Genomic DNA, 17,963 nt, shown 5'->3' on the forward strand with positions numbered 1-17,963 from the left:
GACCGGGGCAGGGCCTACTCATGACCGCGGAGGCGGCGGAATGACGGACACCACTCACGACGACGTCATCAACGCGTCGAACTTCGGTGAGATCCCACCGCCGGACGCCTACGCCCCGGGACGGGAGACCACCGAGGGCACCATCTACACGGTCACCGGTGGCGACTGGGACACCCTGATCGACTCCGAGCACGACGACCGCATCATCATTAACATGGGTCCCCAGCACCCGTCCACGCACGGCGTGCTGCGGCTGGTGCTCGAGCTCGAGGGCGAGACCGTCACACAGGCCCGCTCGGTGATCGGGTACCTGCACACCGGCATCGAGAAGAACTGCGAGTACCGGACCTGGACCCAGGGCGTCACGTTCGTGACCCGGGCCGACTACCTGGCGCCGTTGTTCAACGAGGCCGCGTACTGCCTGGCCGTGGAGAAGCTGCTCGGTGTCGAGGCGCCGCGCCGCGCGCAGGTCGCCCGGGTGCTGCTCATGGAGCTCAACCGGATCGGCTCGCACCTCGTGTGCCTGGCCACCGGCGGCATGGAGCTGGGCGCGCTGACCGGTATGACGGCCGGGTTCCGCGAGCGCGAGGAGGTGCTCCACCTGCTGGAGTACCTGACCGGCCTGCGCATGAACCACGCGTTCATCCGCCCCGGCGGGTTGGCCCAGGACCTCCCCGAGGACTGGGCGGAGAAGGTCACCGACTTCATCAAGGTGATGCGCTACCGGCTGCCCGACTACGACAAGCTGCTGACCGGCCAGCCGATCTGGCGGCAGCGCCTGGAGGGCGTCGGCTACCTGCCGCTCGACGGCTGCCTCGCGCTCGGCGCGACCGGCCCGATCCTGCGTGCGGCCGGGCTGCCCTGGGACCAGCGCAAGGTCGAGCCCTACCTCGGCTACGAGGAGTACGACTTCGAGGTCCCGACGGCCACCGAGGCCGACTGCTACGCCCGGTACCGGCTGCGCGTCGCCGAGATCCACGAGTCGCTCAAGATCATCGAGCAGGCCGTGAAGAAGATGGAGCCGGGGCCCGTCATGGTGGAGGACCGCAAGATCGCCTGGCCGGCGCAGCTCTCGATCGGCTCCGACGGCATGGGCAACACGCTCGAGCACGTCCGCAAGATCATGGGTCAGTCGATGGAGTCGCTGATCCACCACTTCAAGCTGGTGACCGAGGGCTTCCACGTGCCCGCCGGGCAGGTCTACGTGCCTATCGAGTCGCCGCGCGGCGAGCTGGGCTACCACCTGGTCTCCGACGGCGGGACCCGCCCGGTACGCGTCCACGTCCGGGACCCCAGCTTCGTGAACCTGCAGACGATGCCGGCGATGAGCGAGGGCGGCATGGTCGCCGACGTCATCGCCGCCGTCGCGAGCATCGACCCGGTCATGGGAGGCGTGGACCGATGACGTTGCCCGAAGGGACGCCGGAGACGAACGGCCCGGTGGCCGCACCCGAGGAGATCCTGTGGGAGCCGGTGGTGGCCGAGCCGTCGCCGGTCTCCCCGACCTTCGACGAGGTCACCCGCCGGCGCACCAAGGAGATCATCGCCCGGTACCCGCAGTCCCGCTCGGCGCTGCTCCCGCTGCTGCACCTCGTGCAGTCGGTCGAGGGGTATGTCAGCCAGGACGGCATCCGGTACTGCGCGGAGGCGCTGGAGCTGACCACCGCCGAGGTCAGCGCGGTGGCCACCTTCTACACCATGTACAAGCGCACCCCGTGCGGTGAGCACCTGGTCAGCGTGTGCACCAACACGCTGTGCGCGGCGCTGGGCGGCGACGACATCTACGCGGCGCTGCAGGCCCGGCTCGGCACCGACGGCAGGCCGCTGGGCCACGAGGAGACCGCGGGCGAGCCGGGCACGCCCGGTTCGATCACCCTGGAGCACGCCGAGTGCCTGGCCGCATGCGACCTCGCGCCGGTCATCCAGGTCAACTACGAGTACTTCGACAACCAGACGGTCGAGTCGGCGGAGGCGCTGGTCGACGCGCTGCGCGCCGGCGAGCGGCCGGCGCCGACCCGGGGCGCTCCGCTGACCGACTTCACGACCGTCGAACTCGAGCTGGCCGGGATCTTCCCCAACCTGGAGGTCAGCGTGGAGGGCCCGTCCGCCGCAGCCGAGACGCTGCGCGGAGCGCAGTTGGCCGCCGAGCGCGGCTGGGTCGCGCCGCCGATGCCCGACGAACCGCCGGCCATGCCGGACCTGCCGGAGAAGAGGTGACGTCATGACCGAGCCCACCATCGCGCGTCCAGACCCGCTCACCCCGGTCCTCACCCGGCGCTGGCAGTCGCCGCGCTCCTGGTCGATCGACACCTACGAGCAGCTCGAGGGCTACCGGGCGCTGCGCACCGCGCTCGCCGCGCACCCCGACCAGCTCATCGCGCTGGTCAAGGACTCCGGCCTGCGCGGCCGCGGCGGCGCCGGTTTCCCGACCGGGATGAAGTGGTCGTTCATCCCGCAGGGCAGCACCGGCCCGGGCGCCAAGCCCAAGTACCTGGTGGTCAACGCCGACGAGGGCGAGCCGGGCACCTGCAAGGACATCCCGACGATGATGGCCGACCCGCACGCGCTGGTCGAAGGCTGCATCATCACCTGTTATGCGATCCGCGCGAATTTCTGCGCGATCTACGTCCGCGGCGAGGCGCTGCACTGCATCCGCCGGGTGCGCAACGCGGTCGACGAGGCCTACGCCAAGGGCTACCTCGGCACGAACATCCTCGACTCCGGGTTCGACCTGGACATCGTGGTGCACGCCGGCGCGGGGGCGTACATCTGCGGCGAGGAGACGGCGTTGCTCGACTCGCTCGAGGGGCGTCGCGGTCAACCTCGCCTCAAGCCTCCGTTCCCGGCCACCTCGGGGCTCTACGCATCGCCCACTGTGGTGAACAACGTGGAGACGATCGCCTCGGTTCCCGCGATCGTGCAGGGCGGGAGTGATTGGTTTCGCACCATGGGCTCGGAGAAGAGCCCCGGCCCCAAGATCTACTCGGTGTCCGGGCACGTCGAGCGGCCCGGCCAGTACGAGGCCCCGCTCGGCATCACGCTGCGCGAGCTGCTGGAGCTGGCCGGCGGGATGAAGGACGGGATCCCGCTGAAGTTCTGGACCCCGGGCGGCTCGTCGACCCCGCTGTTCACCGCAGAACACCTCGACGTCCCGCTGGACTTCGAGGGGGCCGCGGCCGCCGGCTCGATGCTGGGCACCACCGCCGTGCAGGTCTTCAACGAGACCGTGTCGGTGCCGTGGGCGGTCATGAAGTGGACCGAGTTCTACAAGCACGAGTCCTGCGGCAAGTGCACGCCGTGCCGCGAGGGGACCTACTGGCTGGTCCAGATCCTCGAGCGGATGGTGCACGGCGAGGGCACCGAGGCCGACATCGAGACCATGCTCGACGTCTGCGACAACATCCTGGGCCGCTCGTTCTGCGCCCTCGGTGACGGCGCGACGAGCCCGATCACCAGCGCCATCAAGTACTTCCGCCAGGAGTTCCTGGACCTGATCGCCGAGCAGCCCGCGGTCAAGCGTCCGGAGCAGCTCGACGATCTCGTGGGAGCCCAAGCATGACACCCGCCGACGTTCTTCTTCCCGCGGAGGCGGCGAGATGACCCTGACCCAGGACTCGGGCACCGACGCCCGGCCGGTACCGGAGGGCCACGTCCGGCTCACCATCGACGGCATCGAGGTCGACGCGCCCAAGGGCGAGCTGCTGATCCGCACCTGTGAGCGGCTCGGGATCATCGTCCCCCGGTTCTGCGACCACCCGCTGCTCGACCCGGCCGGTGCCTGCCGGCAGTGCCTGGTCGAGGTGGAGATGGGCGGGCGCCCGATGCCGAAGCCGCAGGCCAGCTGCACGATGACGGTGGCCGACGGGATGGTCGTCAAGACCCAGCACACCTCGCCGGTGGCCGGCAAGGCGCAGCAGGGCGTGATGGAGCTGCTGCTCATCAACCACCCGTTGGACTGCCCGATCTGCGACAAGGGCGGCGAGTGCCCGCTGCAGAACCAGGCCATGACGAGCGGGCGCACCGACAGCCGGTTCGTCGAGACCAAGCGGACCTTCCCCAAACCGCTGCCGATCTCCTCGCAGGTGCTGCTCGACCGCGAGCGCTGCGTGCTCTGCCAGCGCTGCACCCGGTTCTCCGACCAGATCGGCGGGGACCCGTTCATCGACCTGCTCGAGCGCGGCGCCGAGCAGCAGATCGGAGTGGCCGAGGACAAGCCGTTCCAGTCCTACTTCTCGGGCAACACGATCCAGATCTGCCCGGTCGGTGCGCTGACCAGCGCCGCCTACCGGTTCCGGTCCCGGCCGTTCGACCTGGTGTCGACGCCCGGGGTGTGCGAGCACTGCTCGTCGGGTTGCGCGCAGCGGGTCGACTCCCGGCGCGGCACGGTCATGCGCCGTCTCGCGGGCAACGATCCCGAGGTCAACGAAGAGTGGACCTGCGACAAGGGCCGCTTCGCGTTCCGCTACCTGACCTCGAAGCAGCGGATCACCCGGCCGCTGGTGCGCAGGGCCGACGGCGTGCTCGCCGAGACGTCGTGGACCGAGGCGCTGCAGAAGGCCGCCGAGGGCCTGCTCGCTGCGCGGGCGGCCGGCGGGGTCGGGGTGCTGCCCGGCGGCCGGCTCACGGTCGAGGACGCCTACGCCTACGCGAAGTTCGCCCGGGTCGCGGTCCGCACCAACGACATCGACTTCCGGGCCCGGCCGCACTCGGCCGAGGAACTGGACTTCCTGGCCGCACACGTCGTCGGCAAGGGTCCCGAGGTGCTCGACTACGCCCGGCTCGAGGCCGCGCCCGCGGTGCTCTGTGTGGCGTTCGAGCCCGAGGAGGAGTCACCGATCGTCTTCCTGCGGCTGCGCAAGGCGGCCCGCAAGCACGCCCAGCTGGTGTTCCACCTCGGCCAGTGGACGACGCCGGCGGTGCGCAAGAGCGCGCTCGAGCGCGGCGCGGCCGAGCCCGCCGCCCACGACAACCTGATCCACGCGGTGCCCGGCGCCGAGGCGGCCGTGCTGGCCGACCTCCCGGCCGAGGTCGTCGAGGCGCTGACCGGCGGTGGCGTGATCCTGGTCGGTGAGCGCGCGGCCGAGGTGCCCGGGCTGTACTCGGCGGTGTCCGCGCTGGCCGGGCGCACCGGGGCGGCGGTGGGCTGGATCCCGCGGCGTGCCGGTGACCGCGGCGCGCTCGACGCCGGTGCGGTCCCGACCCTGCTGCCGGGCGGGCGGCCGGTCGCCGACGCGGCCGCCCGGGCCGAGATCGAGCGGGCCTGGGGCCTGGCCCAGGGCGCGATCCCGGCCGCGGCGGGCCGTAGCACCGACGAGATCCTCGCCGCCGCGGCGGCGGGGGAGCTGGCCGGCCTGGTGGTCGGCGGGGTCGACCCGTACGACCTGGCGGACCCGCAGGTGGCGCTGGCCGGGCTGCGCGAGGTGGGCTTCCTCGTCAGTCTGGAACTGCACACCTCCGCGGTCACCGAGCTCGCCGACGTGGTACTCCCGGTCGCCCCGGATGCGCAGCGCGCCGGCAGCTACCTCAACTGGGAGGGCCGGGCCAGGCGGTTCGACATCACCCTCGACGCCAGCGGCGTGCTGCCGGACTGCCGGGTGCTGGACACCCTCGCGGTCGAGATGGACGTCGACCTGTTCACCCAGACCCCGGCGGCGGCCGCCGGCGAGCTCGCCCGGCTCGGCGGATTCGTCGGAGCGGCCCCGCCCGGCCCGTCGGTGGCCGCAGGCGAGGCCCGGCGCCCGGCCTACGGACAGGCCGTGCTCGCCACCTGGCGCCAGCTCGTCGATGAGAGCACGCTGGCCGTCGACGAGCTGGCCCTGGCCGGGACCGCCCGGGCCGCCTTCCTCCGGCTGAACGCCGCGACCGCCGAGCGGCTCGGCGTCACCGAGGGCCTGCCGGCCACGGTGCGCACCGACCTCGGCGCGATCACGCTGCCGGTGGCGTTGACCGACCTGCCCGACGGCGTGGTCTGGTTGCCGGCCAACTCGGCGGGCTCCCGGGTACGGGCGACCCTCGGGGCGGGCCACGGTGACCTCGTCGGCGTGACCGCCGTGACGGGTGTGGTCGCCGAGCAGTCGCTCGCGGGCTCGAGCAACGGCGCGGGAGGTGCCGCATGACCCACACGCAGCAGCTGCTGGCCGACGACCCGTTCTGGCTCATCGCGTTGAAGGTCGTCGCGTTGTTCGCGATCGGCGTCCTGCTGACCCTGTTCATGATCAACTGGGAGCGGAAGGTCGTGGCCCGGATGCAACAGCGTCCCGGCCCGAACCGGGTCGGCCCCAACGGCTGGCTGCAGTCGCTGGCCGACGGCCTCAAGCTGGCCTTCAAGGAAGACATCATGCCGGCCCTGGCCGACAAGAAGGTCTACTTCATCGCCCCGGTGCTCTCGACGATCCCGGCCTTCGTCGCGTTCTCGGTGATCCCGTTCGGCGGCGAGGTCTCGATCTTCGGCCAGCGCACCGTGTTGCAGCTGGTCGACCTGCCGGTCGGCGTGCTGGTGGTGCTCGCGTGCAGCTCCCTCGGCGTCTACGGGATCGTGCTCGGCGGCTGGGCCTCCGGGTCGCCGTACTCGCTGTTCGGCTCGCTGCGCAGCGCCGCGCAGGTGATCTCCTACGAGATCGCGCTGGGCATGTCGCTCGTGGCGGTGATCCTCTACGCCGGATCGCTGTCCACCGCCGACATCGTCGCCGCCCAGTCCGGAGGCTGGTACGTCTGGCTGTTGCTGCCGAGCTTCGTGGTCTTCGTGATCTCCATGGTCGGCGAGACCAACCGGGCTCCGTTCGACCTCCCGGAGGCCGAGTCGGAGCTGGTCGGCGGGTTCCACACCGAGTACTCGTCGCTGAAGTTCGCGCTGTTCTTCCTGGCCGAGTACGTCAACATGGTCACCGTCTCCGCCATGGCCACCACGCTGTTCCTCGGCGGCGGGTCCTGGCCGTGGCCGCTGTCGTTCCTGAACTCCAACGGGTGGCTGCAGATGGTCGCCTTCCTGATCAAGACGCTGATCTTCCTGTTCCTCTTCATCTGGCTGCGGGGCACGCTGCCCCGGCTGCGCTACGACCAGTTCATGCGGCTGGGCTGGAAGGTCCTGGTCCCGATCAGCCTGCTGTGGATCACCGTCATCTTCGCGATCCGGATCTACCGCAACAGCGCGGGCGGCGACGTCACCGCGCTGCTGTTCACCCTCGGCATCGTGCTGGCCGTCGTCCTGGTGATCGCCTTCCTGGTGCCCGACAAGCGGCAGCCGGAGGCCACCGTGGAGCTGGCCTCGGACTACCCGGTGCCCCCGCTGGACCTCAAGGTGCCGGCGCCGCCCCGGCACAAGCTGCGCGGCCCCGCGGTGACGCCCGACGGGCGCCCGCCCGCCGGGGCGCTCGCCGGCGGGGTCCGCGACGCCGCGGACTCCCGGAAGGAGACCGACGATGTTTGAGTTCTTCAAGGGCTTCGGCGTCACCTTCTCGACGATGTTCAAGAAGGTCGTCACCGAGGAGTACCCGGAGGACTTCCCGCCCGCAGCGCCGCGTTATCACGGGCGCCACCAGCTCAACCGGCACCCGGACGGCCTGGAGAAATGCGTCGGTTGCGAGCTGTGCGCCTGGGCCTGCCCGGCCGACGCGATCTATGTCGAGGGCGGCGACAACACCGACGAGGAGCGCTACTCCCCGGGTGAGCGCTACGGGGCGATCTACCAGATCAACTACCTGCGCTGCATCGGCTGCGGCTTGTGCATCGAGGCCTGCCCGACCCGGTCGCTCACGATGACCAACTTCTACGAGCTGGCCGACGACAACCGGCAGGACCTCATCTACACCAAGGAGCAGCTGCTCGCCCCGCTGTTGCCGGGCATGGAGCAGCCGCCGCACCCGATGCGGCTGGGCTCCGACGAGCAGGACTACTACGTGGAGGGCCCCGAGCTCGCCCGCAAGGCGGCGGAGCGCGGCGACCTCTCCGATCCGGTGGGGGAGCAGGTTCGATGATCACCCCGACGATCACCCCGACGATCACCACGGTCCTCGCACAGGCCGCCCAGAGCGGGGCGGGCCAGGTCACCACCGGTGAGGCCATCGCGTTCTGGGTGCTCGGCCCGCTCGCGCTGGCCGGTGCGCTGGGCATGGTCTTCGCCCGCAACGCCGTGCACTCCGCGCTGATGCTCGTGGTCGCGATGTTCAGCCTCGCGGTGCTCTACATGGTGCAGCAGGCGCCGTTCCTCGGCTTCGCGCAGATCATCGTCTACACCGGCGCGGTGATGATGCTGTTCCTGTTCGTGCTCATGCTGGTGGGCCGGGACAGCTCCGACTCGGTGGTGGAGGTGCTCCGCGGGCAGCGGGTGGCGGCCCTGGTACTCGGCGTCGCGCTGGCCGCGCTGCTGGTGGCCGGGATCGGCCGGTCGCTGGTCGCGGTCACCCCGGCCGGGCTCGGGCAGAACGCGGCGGGCTCGGGCGGCAACGTCACCGGCCTCGGCGCGCTGATCTTCACCAAGTACCTGTTCCCGTTCGAGCTCACCGCGGCGCTGCTGATGACCGCGGCGCTGGGCGCGATGGTCTTCTCGTTCTCCCAGACCAGGGCGCGTGAGAAGCGCGGCCAGCGGGCCACCGTGACGGCCCGGCTGCGCGGCGAGCACGCGAGGGTCTCCCCGCTGCCCGGTCCCGGCGTGTACGCCACCGCGAACTCGGTGGCCATGCCGGCGGTGCTGCCGGACGGCTCGATCGCCCCGGAGTCGCTCTCCGAGATCATCGAGTCGACGCCGGTGCGCGAGATCGAGCGGTACAACCCCGACGCGCACGCCCTCACCGGCGGCCGCGGCGACGGCGCCCGCCCGACCGGCGCCAACGGGTCGGCCGCCGCCGACGGCGCGGCGGCCCCTGTCACCACCGGCATCGAGAAGCGGGACGAGTCGTGACCCCCACGTATTACCTGCTGCTCTCCGCGCTGCTGTTCTCCATCGGCGCGGTCGGCGTGCTGGTCCGGCGCAACGCCGTCGTCGTGTTCATGTGCATCGAGCTGATGCTCAACGCGGTGAACCTCAGCCTCGTGACGTTCGCGCGGATCAACGGCGCGTTGGACGGGCAGGTCATGGCGCTGTTCGTGATGGTGGTCGCGGCCTGCGAGGTCGTCGTCGGCCTGGCCATCATCATGTCGATCTTCCGCACTCGTCGCTCCGCCTCGGTGGACGACGTGAACCTGCTCAAGTACTAGGAGCGCCCCCGTGCTTACCGAGCTCCCCGAGGCCGGCTCCGTCGCTCCGGCCACCGGCGCCGCGTCCGTGGCCTGGCTGCTCTTCGTACTGCCCGCGCTGAGCGCGTTGATCCTGTTCCTCGCCGGTCGTCGCGCCGACCGCTGGGGTCACTGGCTCGGCGTGCTGAGCGTGGTCGCGTCGTTCGTGCTCGGGCTGGCGATCTTCGTCCAGACCCTCGGCCTCGCCGCGGCGCAGCGCACCCGCGAGCTGTCGCTCTACGACTGGATCCACGTCGGCGCGCTGAACATCGACTTCGGGCTGCGGCTGGACCCGCTCTCGATCACGTTCGTGCTGCTGATCACCGGTGTCGGGTCGCTGATCCACATCTACTCGGTCGGCTACATGAGCCACGACCCCGGCCGGCGCCGGTTCTTCGCGCAGCTGAACCTGTTCGTCGCGGCGATGCTGATCCTCGTCCTCGGCAACAACTTCGTGATGCTGTACCTGGGCTGGGAGGGCGTCGGTCTCGCGTCCTACCTGCTCATCGGCTTCTACCAGGACCGGCCGTCCGCGGCGACCGCGGCGAAGAAGGCGTTCTTGATGAACCGGGTCGGCGACGTCGGCCTGGCCATCGCGATCTTCTTGATCTGGCGGGATCTCGGCACGCTGCAGTACACCGAGGTCTTCGCCCGGATCGGCGAGGTGCCGCCCGGCGACATCCTCGCCATCACGCTGCTGCTGCTGCTCGGCGCCTGCGGCAAGTCCGGCCAGTTCCCGCTGCAGTCGTGGCTGCCGGACGCAATGGAGGGCCCGACCCCGGTCTCGGCCCTGATCCACGCGGCCACGATGGTCACCGCCGGGGTCTACCTCATCGCGCGGTGCAACCCGATCTACAACCTGACCGGAACGGGCCGGCTGGTCGTCGCGTTCATCGGCGTCATCACGCTGATGATCGGTGCGATCGTCGGCTGCGCGTACGACGACATCAAGAAGGTGCTCGCGTACTCCACGGTCAGCCAGATCGGTTACATGATCCTCGCGGTCGGGCTGGGCCCGGCGGGGTACGCGCTGGGCATCTTCCATCTGCTCACGCACGGCTTCTTCAAGGCGGGGCTGTTCCTCGGGGCGGGCTCGGTGATGCACGCGATGCACGACGAGGTGGACATGCGCCGCTTCGGCGGGCTGGCGAAGTACATGCCGATCACGTTCGTGACGTTCGGGCTCGCCTACCTGGCCCTGATCGGCTTCCCGTTCCTGTCCGGCTACTACTCCAAGGACGCGATCATCGAGGCCGCGTTCACGCAGCCGGGCTGGCAGGGCTGGGTGTTCGGCGGTCTCGCCGCGCTCGCCGCGGGGATCACCGCGTTCTACATGACGCGGCTGGTGCTGATGACGTTCTTCGGTGAGAAGCGCTGGCAGGACCTGCGCACTGCCGACGGCGAGGAGTACCACCCGCACGAGGCGCCGTCGTCGATGACGGTGCCGATGATCGTGCTGGCGTTCGGGTCGGTGTTCGCGGGCTTCCTGCTCTACAACGGAGACCGCATCGTCCGCTGGCTCGCCCCGACGCTGGGTGAGCTCGAGGAACTACCGGGCGGCGCGCTGCCGCACGCGGTGGTGCCCTGGCTGGTCCTCGGACTGTCGGCGCTCGGGGTGCTGATCGCCTACCTGACCGTCGGGCGGCACCGGGTGCCGGTGCAGCGGCCCGTGCAGGTCGCGCTGCCGGTCCGGGCGGCGCGGGCCGACCTGTACGCCAACGCGATCAACGAGGCGCTCATCGCCCGGCCGGGCACCTGGCTGTCCCGGGCGCTGGTCTACGTCGACAACCGCGGGGTGGACGGTGTGGTCAACGGCACTGCGGCGCTGCTGGGCGGTAGTTCCGGGCGATTGCGCAGGGCGCAGACCGGCTTCGTCCGGTCGTACGCGCTGAGCATGCTCGGCGGGTCGGTGCTGGTCATCGCGGCGCTGCTGGCGGTGAGGTTCGCGTGACTGGGGGAAGCGTGTTGTTGCTCGTCCTGCTACTGGTGCCGCTGGCCGGCGCGCTGGTGGTCGCCTCGCTCAAGGGCGGCGACCCGCGGATGGCCAAGCTGGTCGCGATGGGCGTCGCGCTCGTCGAGCTGGTGCTGACCGCGGTCGCGTGGTTCTCCTACTCGGTGGCCGACGCCGCCGCCGGGGCCCGCTTCCAGCTCGAGTTCGCCGTCAACTGGATCCCGGAGTTCGGTGCCCGGTTCGCGCTGGGCATCGACGGCATCGCGCTGGTCATGCTCGCGCTGACCGCCGTGCTGGTGCCGATCGTGCTGGCCTACTCCTGGGAGGAGAAGCTCCCCGAGGGCCGCCATCCGGCCGGCTTCTTCGCGCTGATCCTGGCCACCCAGGGCCTGCTCGTCGGGGTGTTCGCGGCCACCGACGTCTTCCTGTTCTACGTGTTCTTCGAGGCCATGCTGGTCCCGATGTACTTCCTGATCGGCCGGTTCGGCGGGCCGCGCAGGCAATACGCCGCGGTGAAGTTCTTCCTGTACTCGCTGCTCGGTGGGCTGGTCATGCTCGCCTCGGTGATCGGGCTGTTCGTGGTGAGCGGCGAGCGGCTGCCGACCGGTGGCACGTTCACCTGGACCGAGCTGCAGCGGATCGCGGCCGGCATCCCCGAGTCCACCCAGATCTGGCTGTTCCTGGGCTTCTTCCTGGCCTTCGCAATCAAGGCGCCGCTGGTGCCGTTCCACACCTGGCTGCCCGACGCCGGTGCCGAGGCCCCGGTGGGTGCGGGTGTGCTGCTCGTCGGCGTGCTGGACAAGGTCGGCACGTTCGGCTTCCTGCGCTACTGCCTGCCGCTGTTCCCGGCGGCCTCGCAGAAGCTGGCTCCGCTGGTGCTGACGCTCGCGGTGATCGGGATCCTGTACGGCGCACTGCTCGCGGTCGGCCAGACCGACATGAAGCGGTTCGTCGCCTACACCTCGATCGCGCACTTCGGTTTCATCGCGCTGGGCATCTTCGCGTTCTCGACGCAGGCGTTCGCCGGCTCGACGCTCTACATGGTCAACCACGGCATCTCGACCGGGATGCTGTTCCTCGTGGTCGGCCTGCTGATCGCCCGCGGCGGCTCGCGGCTGGTCACCGACTACGGCGGGGTGCACAAGCTGGCCCCGGTACTGGCCGGGCTGTTCCTCCTCGCGGGGCTGTCCTCGCTGGCGCTGCCCGGCACGAACTCGTTCGTCAGCGAGTTCCTGGTGCTGATCGGCGCGTTCCCGCGCGAACCCGTCTACACGATCCTGGCCACCGTCGGGATCATCTTCGCCGCCCTGTACGTGCTCTGGATGTACCAGCGCACGATGCAGGGCCCGGTGCGCGGCAACGCCGTGCTCGCGGCACTCGAGCGCGGGGCCGGTGGGCCGAGTCCCGGTGGCCCCGGCACGATGCTCGACCCGGCCGTCGCCGCGCAGCGCGGCGCGGCCGGTTTCCCTGATCTGTCCAAGCGGGAGATCGCGCTGCTGACGCCGCTGGTGGTGCTGATCGTGGTGCTCGGGTTCTTCCCCGGCCCGGTGCTCGACGTGATCAACCCGTCGGTGGCGGCCACGATGTCCGAGGTCGGCCTGGCCGACCCGGTGGGAGGGATGTCCCGGTGATCCCGGCCGTTTTCGCGCAGAGCGCGCAGATCAGCCTCGCGCAGGCTGCCCAGGTTCCCGGTCAGCTCTCGGCGCCGCCGATCGACTGGGCGGCCGTCGCGCCGATGCTGATCGTCTTCGGCGGGGCCTGTCTGGCGGTGCTGGCCGAGGCGTTCCTGCCCCGGCACCAGCGCTGGCCGGTGCAGGTCACGCTGACCCTCGTCACGCTGGCCGGCGCCGGGCTGGCCCTCGGCTTCTACGCCGGCACCGGGCCCAGCGGGCTGACCACGTTCGCCGACATGGTGGCCGTCGACCGCCCGACGCTGTTCCTGTGGGGCACCCTGCTGGCCCTCGCGCTGGCCAGCGTGCTGCTGATCGCGGACCGCTCGGTCGAGCCCGGCGGCGCGTTCGTCGCAGCACCGGCGGCCCGGGTCGCCGCCGGCGGTGGCGGCGCCATCGGCGGCCCGGTGGACGGCGCGGAGGACCGCCCGTACGGGCTGGCCGGCGAGCAGCCGACCATGCAGACCGAGGTCTTCCCGTTCACGCTGTTCGCGCTCGGCGGGATGATGGCCTTCTGCGCGGCGAACGACCTGCTGACGATGTTCATCGCGCTCGAGGTACTGAGCCTGCCGCTGTACCTGATGTGCGGGCTCGCGCGGCGCCGGCGGCTGCTGTCGCAGGAGGCCGCGGTCAAGTACTTCCTGCTGGGCGCGTTCGCCTCGGCGTTCTTCCTGTACGGTCTCGCGTTGCTCTACGGCTACGCCGGTTCGGTGCGGCTGTCGGCCATCGCCGACGCCGCCGTCGGCTCGAACAAGTCCGACGCGCTGCTGTTCGGCGGGCTGGCGCTGCTGATCGTCGGGCTGCTGTTCAAGGGCTCGGTCGGGCCGTTCCACACCTGGACGCCCGACGTCTACCAGGGCGCCCCGACGCCGGTCACCGCGTTCATGGCGGCCTGCACCAAGGTCGCGGCGTTCGGCGCCATCCTGCGGGTGCTGCACGTGGCCTTCGGCGACACCCGGTGGGAGTGGCGCGGGGTGCTGTGGGCGGTGGCGATCGCGTCGATGGTGATCGGTGCGGTCATCGGTCTCACCCAGACCGACATCAAGCGCATGATCGCGTACTCCTCGATCGCACACGCGGGCTTCCTGCTGCTCGGCGCCATGGCGATCACCAGCGCGGGCACGTCGAGCACGCTGTTCTACCTGCTGGCCTACGGGTTCACCACGGTGGCCGTGTTCGGTCTGATCAGCCTGGTGCGTGACGCCGACGGCGAGGCCACCCACCTGTCCCAGTGGGCCGGGCTGGCCAAGCGCTCGCCGTTGGTCGCCGGGGTGATGACGTTCCTGCTGCTCGCCCTCGCCGGGATCCCGCTTACCAGCGGGTTCACCGCCAAGTTCGCGGTGTTCTCCGCGGCCCTGGGCGACGGGATGGCGCCGCTGGTGGTCATCGCGCTGGTGGCCAGTGCGATCGCCGCGTTCTTCTACCTGCGGGTGATCGTGTTGATGTACTTCAGCGACCCGGCCCCGGACGGGCCGTCGGTGGCGGTGCCCGGGGCGTTCACCACCGCGGCGATCACGCTCGGTGTGCTCGTCACCCTATTGCTCGGCATTGTCCCGACGCTGGCCTTGAACTGGGCCAGCGGTGGCAACTTCGTAGGCTGACCGGGTGGAGACGCACAGCGTTGCGGGAGTCGAACTCGGCGACCCGGATCTGGCCGCATCGGCGGCGGATGGCCTCAAGCGGGTCGAGGACCTGCTGCACCGCGAGGTGCACAGCGACTACCGGTTCGTCACCGAGACCTCGCTGCATCTGATCGACGCGGGTGGGAAGCGGTTCCGGCCGTTGTTCACGTTGCTCGGGGCGCACGTCGGGCCGCATCCCGATGGGGACGAGGTCATCACGGCCGCGGCCGTCGTCGAGCTGATCCACCTGGCGACGCTCTACCACGACGACGTCATGGACTCCGCGACGATGCGCCGCGGGGCCGAGAGCGCCAACTCGCGGTGGGACAACACGGTCGCGATCCTCACCGGCGACTTCCTGTTCGCGCACGCGTCGCGGCTGGTGGCCGACCTCGGCCCGATCGCGGTCCGGATCATCGCGGACACGTTCGCCGAGCTGGTGACCGGCCAGATGCGGGAGACCCGTGGGCCGCGCCCGGACGACGACCCGGTGGAGCACTACCTCGCCGTGATCGCGGAGAAGACCGGATCGCTGATCGCGACGTCCGGCCGCTACGGCGGCATGTTCTCCGGGTGCACGGACGCGCAGGTGGAGTCGCTGCACAGGTTCGGCGCGACGATCGGGACCGCGTTCCAGATCTCCGACGACATCATCGACATCGCGTCCGCGTCGGACAGCTCGGGCAAGACACCGGGCACCGACCTGCGCGAGGGCGTGCACACGCTGCCGATGCTGTACGCGCTGGAGGAGAAGGGCTCGGCCGCCGATCGGCTGCGGGTGTTGCTGGCCCGCCCGATCACCGCCGACGCCGAGGTCGAGGAGGCGCTCGCGCTGCTGCGGGCCGGTGGCGGGCTGGCCCGGGCGCACGAGACCCTCGCGTCGTACGCCGGGCAGGCGCGGGCCGAGCTGAACCTGTTGCCGGACTGCGCGGCGACCGCGGCGCTGGCCGCACTGACGAGCTACGTGGTCGACCGCACCGGCTGACCACGCGGCTCAGCGGGACTCCGGGGCCGGGACGGCGAGCCCGGCCTCGACGTCCCGGGCGGGTCCGGCGCAGCAGGTCGACCGTGACCACGAACAGAGCGAGCCGGACGAGCCGATCCCCTCGCCGGTGAGGCTCGCGGTGGACGACAGCGGGACGATCTTCCTCAGCAGCCCGTACACCCCGAGCGAGGCACGGCGGCCGCCCGTTCCCGATGCTGATCACGAGCACGGCGACGGCGGCGATGCTCCGGTGCCGACGCCACCCGGGCCATCACGACATCCGCTGCTCCGGCCATTGGCGTGGCGCTCGTCACGCATCGGGTGCTTCCCGCAGAAGGTCACGATCCGTAGCGCGAGAGACCGAGTTGCGTGACCTTTCCGGGCGAAGGAACGTACGCTCTGTGGCGGTCATCACCAGGATGGTTCGCCGGGATCCCACTCGGCCGAGCGGAGGCGAGACGCGGCGTGTCCGACCGGGATCCCGGCTCGCGGCTGCTGTGGCGGGCCGCGGTGGTCGTGGTGCCGCTGGCGCTCGGCGGGATCGCCCTGATCTGGCCGGGGGCGCGGATCACCGAGGACGTCCGGCAACGCGCCGTGGAAGCCCTCGCCGGCGCCAGTCTGGGTGACGTCTCGGTGCAGGTGTCCGGCCGCGACGTCACGCTGGCCGCCGTGCCGGCCGGGGCGGAGCGAGCCGCCCTCGCCACGGTCGCCCGGGTGGACGGGGTGGTGGCCGAGGCCCTGCGCGCCGGTGGGGTGGATCCGGCACGGATCACCGCGCGCGGCCTCGGGGACAGCCGGCCACTCGCCACCGAGGCCGCCAGCAGGCGCGTCGAGATCAGTCTCGAGGAGGGGTGAGCGGTATGGGCTGGCTCTTCGGTCAGGTATGGGCGCTCTGCCTGGTGGCGTTCCTGCTCGGTGCCCTCGTGACGTGGTCGGCGTTCGTGACGCCGCTGCGCCGGGCCGCGCGGCGACCGGGCGTCGACGGGCCCGGGGGGCCGTCCTGGACTCCGCTGCTGTGGGCCTCGGAACAGCCTGCCGCGCCCCCACCTCGGGAACCGCTGCCGCCCGGCCCGGCCCCGCTCCCGGCCCGCCGCTGCCCCGGCGCCCGGACACCGGCGGGAGGCGGCCGCCGCCGTGAACCTGCCCGTCATCGCCCATCCGGGCCGGCTGCACCGCCGGGTGCCCACGACGACGTGCGCCGTGATATCTACCCATTGATCATTTCGGGGCCGGACCACGGCCCCGGTCGCACCCAACCGAGGGAGCCTCGTCGTGACGGATCAGGTCTGGCCGTGGGTGCTGGTGATCGTGATCGTCGGGCTGGTCGCCGTGGTGGCGCTGCTGGCCCGGCGTCGGTCGACGGCGACCGCGCCGGTCGGCCCGGACGCCACGGCTGAGGTGGAGGCGCGGGACGTCGTCACCCCGGGGCCGGCCACCGCGGACCCCGATGCCGTCACCGCCGGTCCGGTGACCACTGCGGTGGACGAGGGAACGGCGGTGGCCACCGACACCGCGGCCACCCGGGATGCCGCGCCCAGCAGGGCGGTCGGGACCGCGGCCCCCGCCGGCCCGACGCCCCCGGAACCGGCCACGGCCGAACCTGCCCGGCCGGAGCCCGGCACGGAGGAGCGGCCGCCGGCCGTGGACTCCGCGCTCGCGTCATTGGACGCGGGGCTGACCGGCGGCGTCGCGTCCGCACCGCGGCCGAGGTCGGCGGCCGATGTCGTGTCCTCCGTCGTGGCGCAGGCCCGGCCGGGCCCGCACCCCGGCTCGGCGCTGCCGAACCCGGACGGCTACGCGCCGTCCACCGAGTTCATGATCAAGGCCAACAACGGGGCGAAGCGCTACTACGACCTGGGGTCGCCCTACTACGTGCGCACCCGCGCCGACCTGTGGTTCCACAGCGCCGAGGACGCCGAGCGGGCCGGTTTCAGTTCGTGGAACGACCGCTGACACCCCCGGACACACGACCGCCGGGCCGGCAGAGCCGGCCCGGCGGTCGGTGATCGGTGGTGCGTGTCAGCCGGCGACGGTCCAGGTGTCGCGGCCGTTGAGCAGGGCTTGCAGGTCGGCCCCGCCGTTGGCGGTGGCGTTCTCGCGGGCCTGGGTGAGCTGGGCGCGGGCGGCGTCGTCGTAGGTGGTGCGGTCGACGTTGCGGAAGATGCCGGTGACGGTGTGGGTGAGGTCCTGGTCGGACAGCCTCGACAGGGCGAAGGCCAGGTTGTGGTCGGTCTGGTCGTGGACCACGATCTGGCCGGGGTCGATCTCGTCGACCTTGGCCACGGCGAGCCCGAAGCCGTCCTGGACCACGGCGTAGCTGCCCAGGCCGTCGGGGCTGCCGGGGTCGGCGGGGCCGAAGCGGATCGGTTCGCCGTGGCGGATGGTGATGAGCCGCTGCGGGGCGGTGTCGGGTTTGCGGAGCAGGTCGAAGCTGCCGTCGTTGAAGATCGGGCAGTCCTGGTAGATCTCGACCAGGGCGGTGCCGCGGTGCGCGGCGGCCGCGGCGAGGACCTCGGTCAGCCCCT

Annotated in this window: 14 protein-coding genes and 1 pseudogene; 14 read left to right on the forward strand and 1 reads right to left on the reverse strand. The window is 71.3% G+C overall.

Annotated elements, in window-relative coordinates; translation table 11 throughout:
• Nucleotides 1–40 precede the first annotated feature (40 nt).
• From HF526_RS20850 to HF526_RS20915, 14 genes are all read left to right on the forward strand, one after another.
• The gene (locus HF526_RS20850) at nt 41–1,405 is read left to right on the forward strand and encodes an NADH-quinone oxidoreductase subunit D (RefSeq protein ID WP_169383224.1); all 1,365 of its coding nucleotides are present in this window, start codon (nt 41–43) and stop codon (nt 1,403–1,405) included.
• Nucleotides 1,402–2,217: an NADH-quinone oxidoreductase subunit NuoE gene (nuoE, locus tag HF526_RS20855; protein ID WP_169383225.1), complete on the forward strand. Its 816-nt coding sequence runs from the start codon at nt 1,402–1,404 to the stop codon at nt 2,215–2,217. The genes HF526_RS20850 and nuoE overlap by 4 nt, the downstream gene beginning before the upstream one ends.
• A 4-nt stretch (nt 2,218–2,221) precedes the next feature.
• Nucleotides 2,222–3,559, forward strand: a complete 1,338-nt coding sequence (gene nuoF, locus HF526_RS20860) for an NADH-quinone oxidoreductase subunit NuoF (RefSeq protein ID WP_169383226.1) — start codon at nt 2,222–2,224, stop codon at nt 3,557–3,559.
• A 37-nt stretch (nt 3,560–3,596) separates the two neighbouring features.
• Nucleotides 3,597–6,116 carry an NADH-quinone oxidoreductase subunit G gene (locus HF526_RS20865; RefSeq protein WP_169383227.1) on the forward strand — a complete coding sequence of 840 codons (2,520 nt, stop codon included), beginning with the start codon at nt 3,597–3,599 and terminating at the stop codon, nt 6,114–6,116.
• A complete protein-coding gene (gene nuoH, locus HF526_RS20870) occupies nt 6,113–7,426 on the forward strand; it encodes an NADH-quinone oxidoreductase subunit NuoH (RefSeq protein ID WP_169383228.1) in 1,314 nt (437 codons plus the stop codon). The genes HF526_RS20865 and nuoH overlap by 4 nt, the downstream gene beginning before the upstream one ends.
• A complete protein-coding gene (gene nuoI / locus HF526_RS20875) occupies nt 7,419–7,973 on the forward strand; it encodes an NADH-quinone oxidoreductase subunit NuoI (RefSeq protein WP_169383229.1) in 555 nt (184 codons plus the stop codon). The genes nuoH and nuoI overlap by 8 nt, the downstream gene beginning before the upstream one ends.
• Nucleotides 7,970–8,896 (forward strand): NADH-quinone oxidoreductase subunit J, encoded by a 927-nt coding sequence (locus HF526_RS20880; protein ID WP_169383230.1) that lies wholly within the window; start codon nt 7,970–7,972, stop codon nt 8,894–8,896. Before nuoI ends, HF526_RS20880 begins: the two co-directional genes overlap by 4 nt.
• Nucleotides 8,893–9,192 (forward strand): NADH-quinone oxidoreductase subunit NuoK, encoded by a 300-nt coding sequence (nuoK, locus tag HF526_RS20885; protein WP_169383231.1) that lies wholly within the window; start codon nt 8,893–8,895, stop codon nt 9,190–9,192. The genes HF526_RS20880 and nuoK overlap by 4 nt, the downstream gene beginning before the upstream one ends.
• A 10-nt stretch (nt 9,193–9,202) precedes the next feature.
• Complete coding sequence (gene nuoL, locus HF526_RS20890; protein WP_169383232.1) at nt 9,203–11,161, forward strand: NADH-quinone oxidoreductase subunit L; 1,959 nt, start codon at nt 9,203–9,205, stop codon at nt 11,159–11,161.
• Nucleotides 11,158–12,792 carry an NADH-quinone oxidoreductase subunit M gene (locus HF526_RS20895; RefSeq protein WP_169383233.1) on the forward strand — a complete coding sequence of 545 codons (1,635 nt, stop codon included), beginning with the start codon at nt 11,158–11,160 and terminating at the stop codon, nt 12,790–12,792. Before nuoL ends, HF526_RS20895 begins: the two co-directional genes overlap by 4 nt.
• Nucleotides 12,793–12,896: 104 nt before the next feature.
• Nucleotides 12,897–14,432, forward strand: coding sequence for an NADH-quinone oxidoreductase subunit NuoN (nuoN, locus tag HF526_RS20900; protein ID WP_211177566.1), 1,536 nt, complete (start codon nt 12,897–12,899; stop codon nt 14,430–14,432).
• A gap of 4 nt (nt 14,433–14,436) precedes the next feature.
• A complete protein-coding gene (locus HF526_RS20905) occupies nt 14,437–15,438 on the forward strand; it encodes a polyprenyl synthetase family protein (RefSeq protein ID WP_169383234.1) in 1,002 nt (333 codons plus the stop codon).
• Nucleotides 15,439–15,903: 465 nt separating this feature from the next.
• Nucleotides 15,904–16,293 (forward strand): OmpA family protein, encoded by a 390-nt coding sequence (locus HF526_RS20910; RefSeq protein WP_169383235.1) that lies wholly within the window; start codon nt 15,904–15,906, stop codon nt 16,291–16,293.
• Nucleotides 16,294–16,710: 417 nt separating this feature from the next.
• The gene (locus tag HF526_RS20915) at nt 16,711–17,391 is read left to right on the forward strand and encodes a sunset domain-containing protein (RefSeq protein WP_169383236.1); all 681 of its coding nucleotides are present in this window, start codon (nt 16,711–16,713) and stop codon (nt 17,389–17,391) included.
• A 66-nt stretch (nt 17,392–17,457) separates the two neighbouring features.
• On the opposite strand, the pseudogene HF526_RS20920 reads toward HF526_RS20915, so the two are convergent.
• Nucleotides 17,458–17,963: pseudogene (locus tag HF526_RS20920) on the reverse strand (2-oxoacid:ferredoxin oxidoreductase subunit beta); the annotation flags it as partial.

The organism is Pseudonocardia acidicola (genome assembly GCF_012911935.1).
Taxonomy (GTDB): domain Bacteria; phylum Actinomycetota; class Actinomycetes; order Mycobacteriales; family Pseudonocardiaceae; genus Pseudonocardia; species Pseudonocardia acidicola.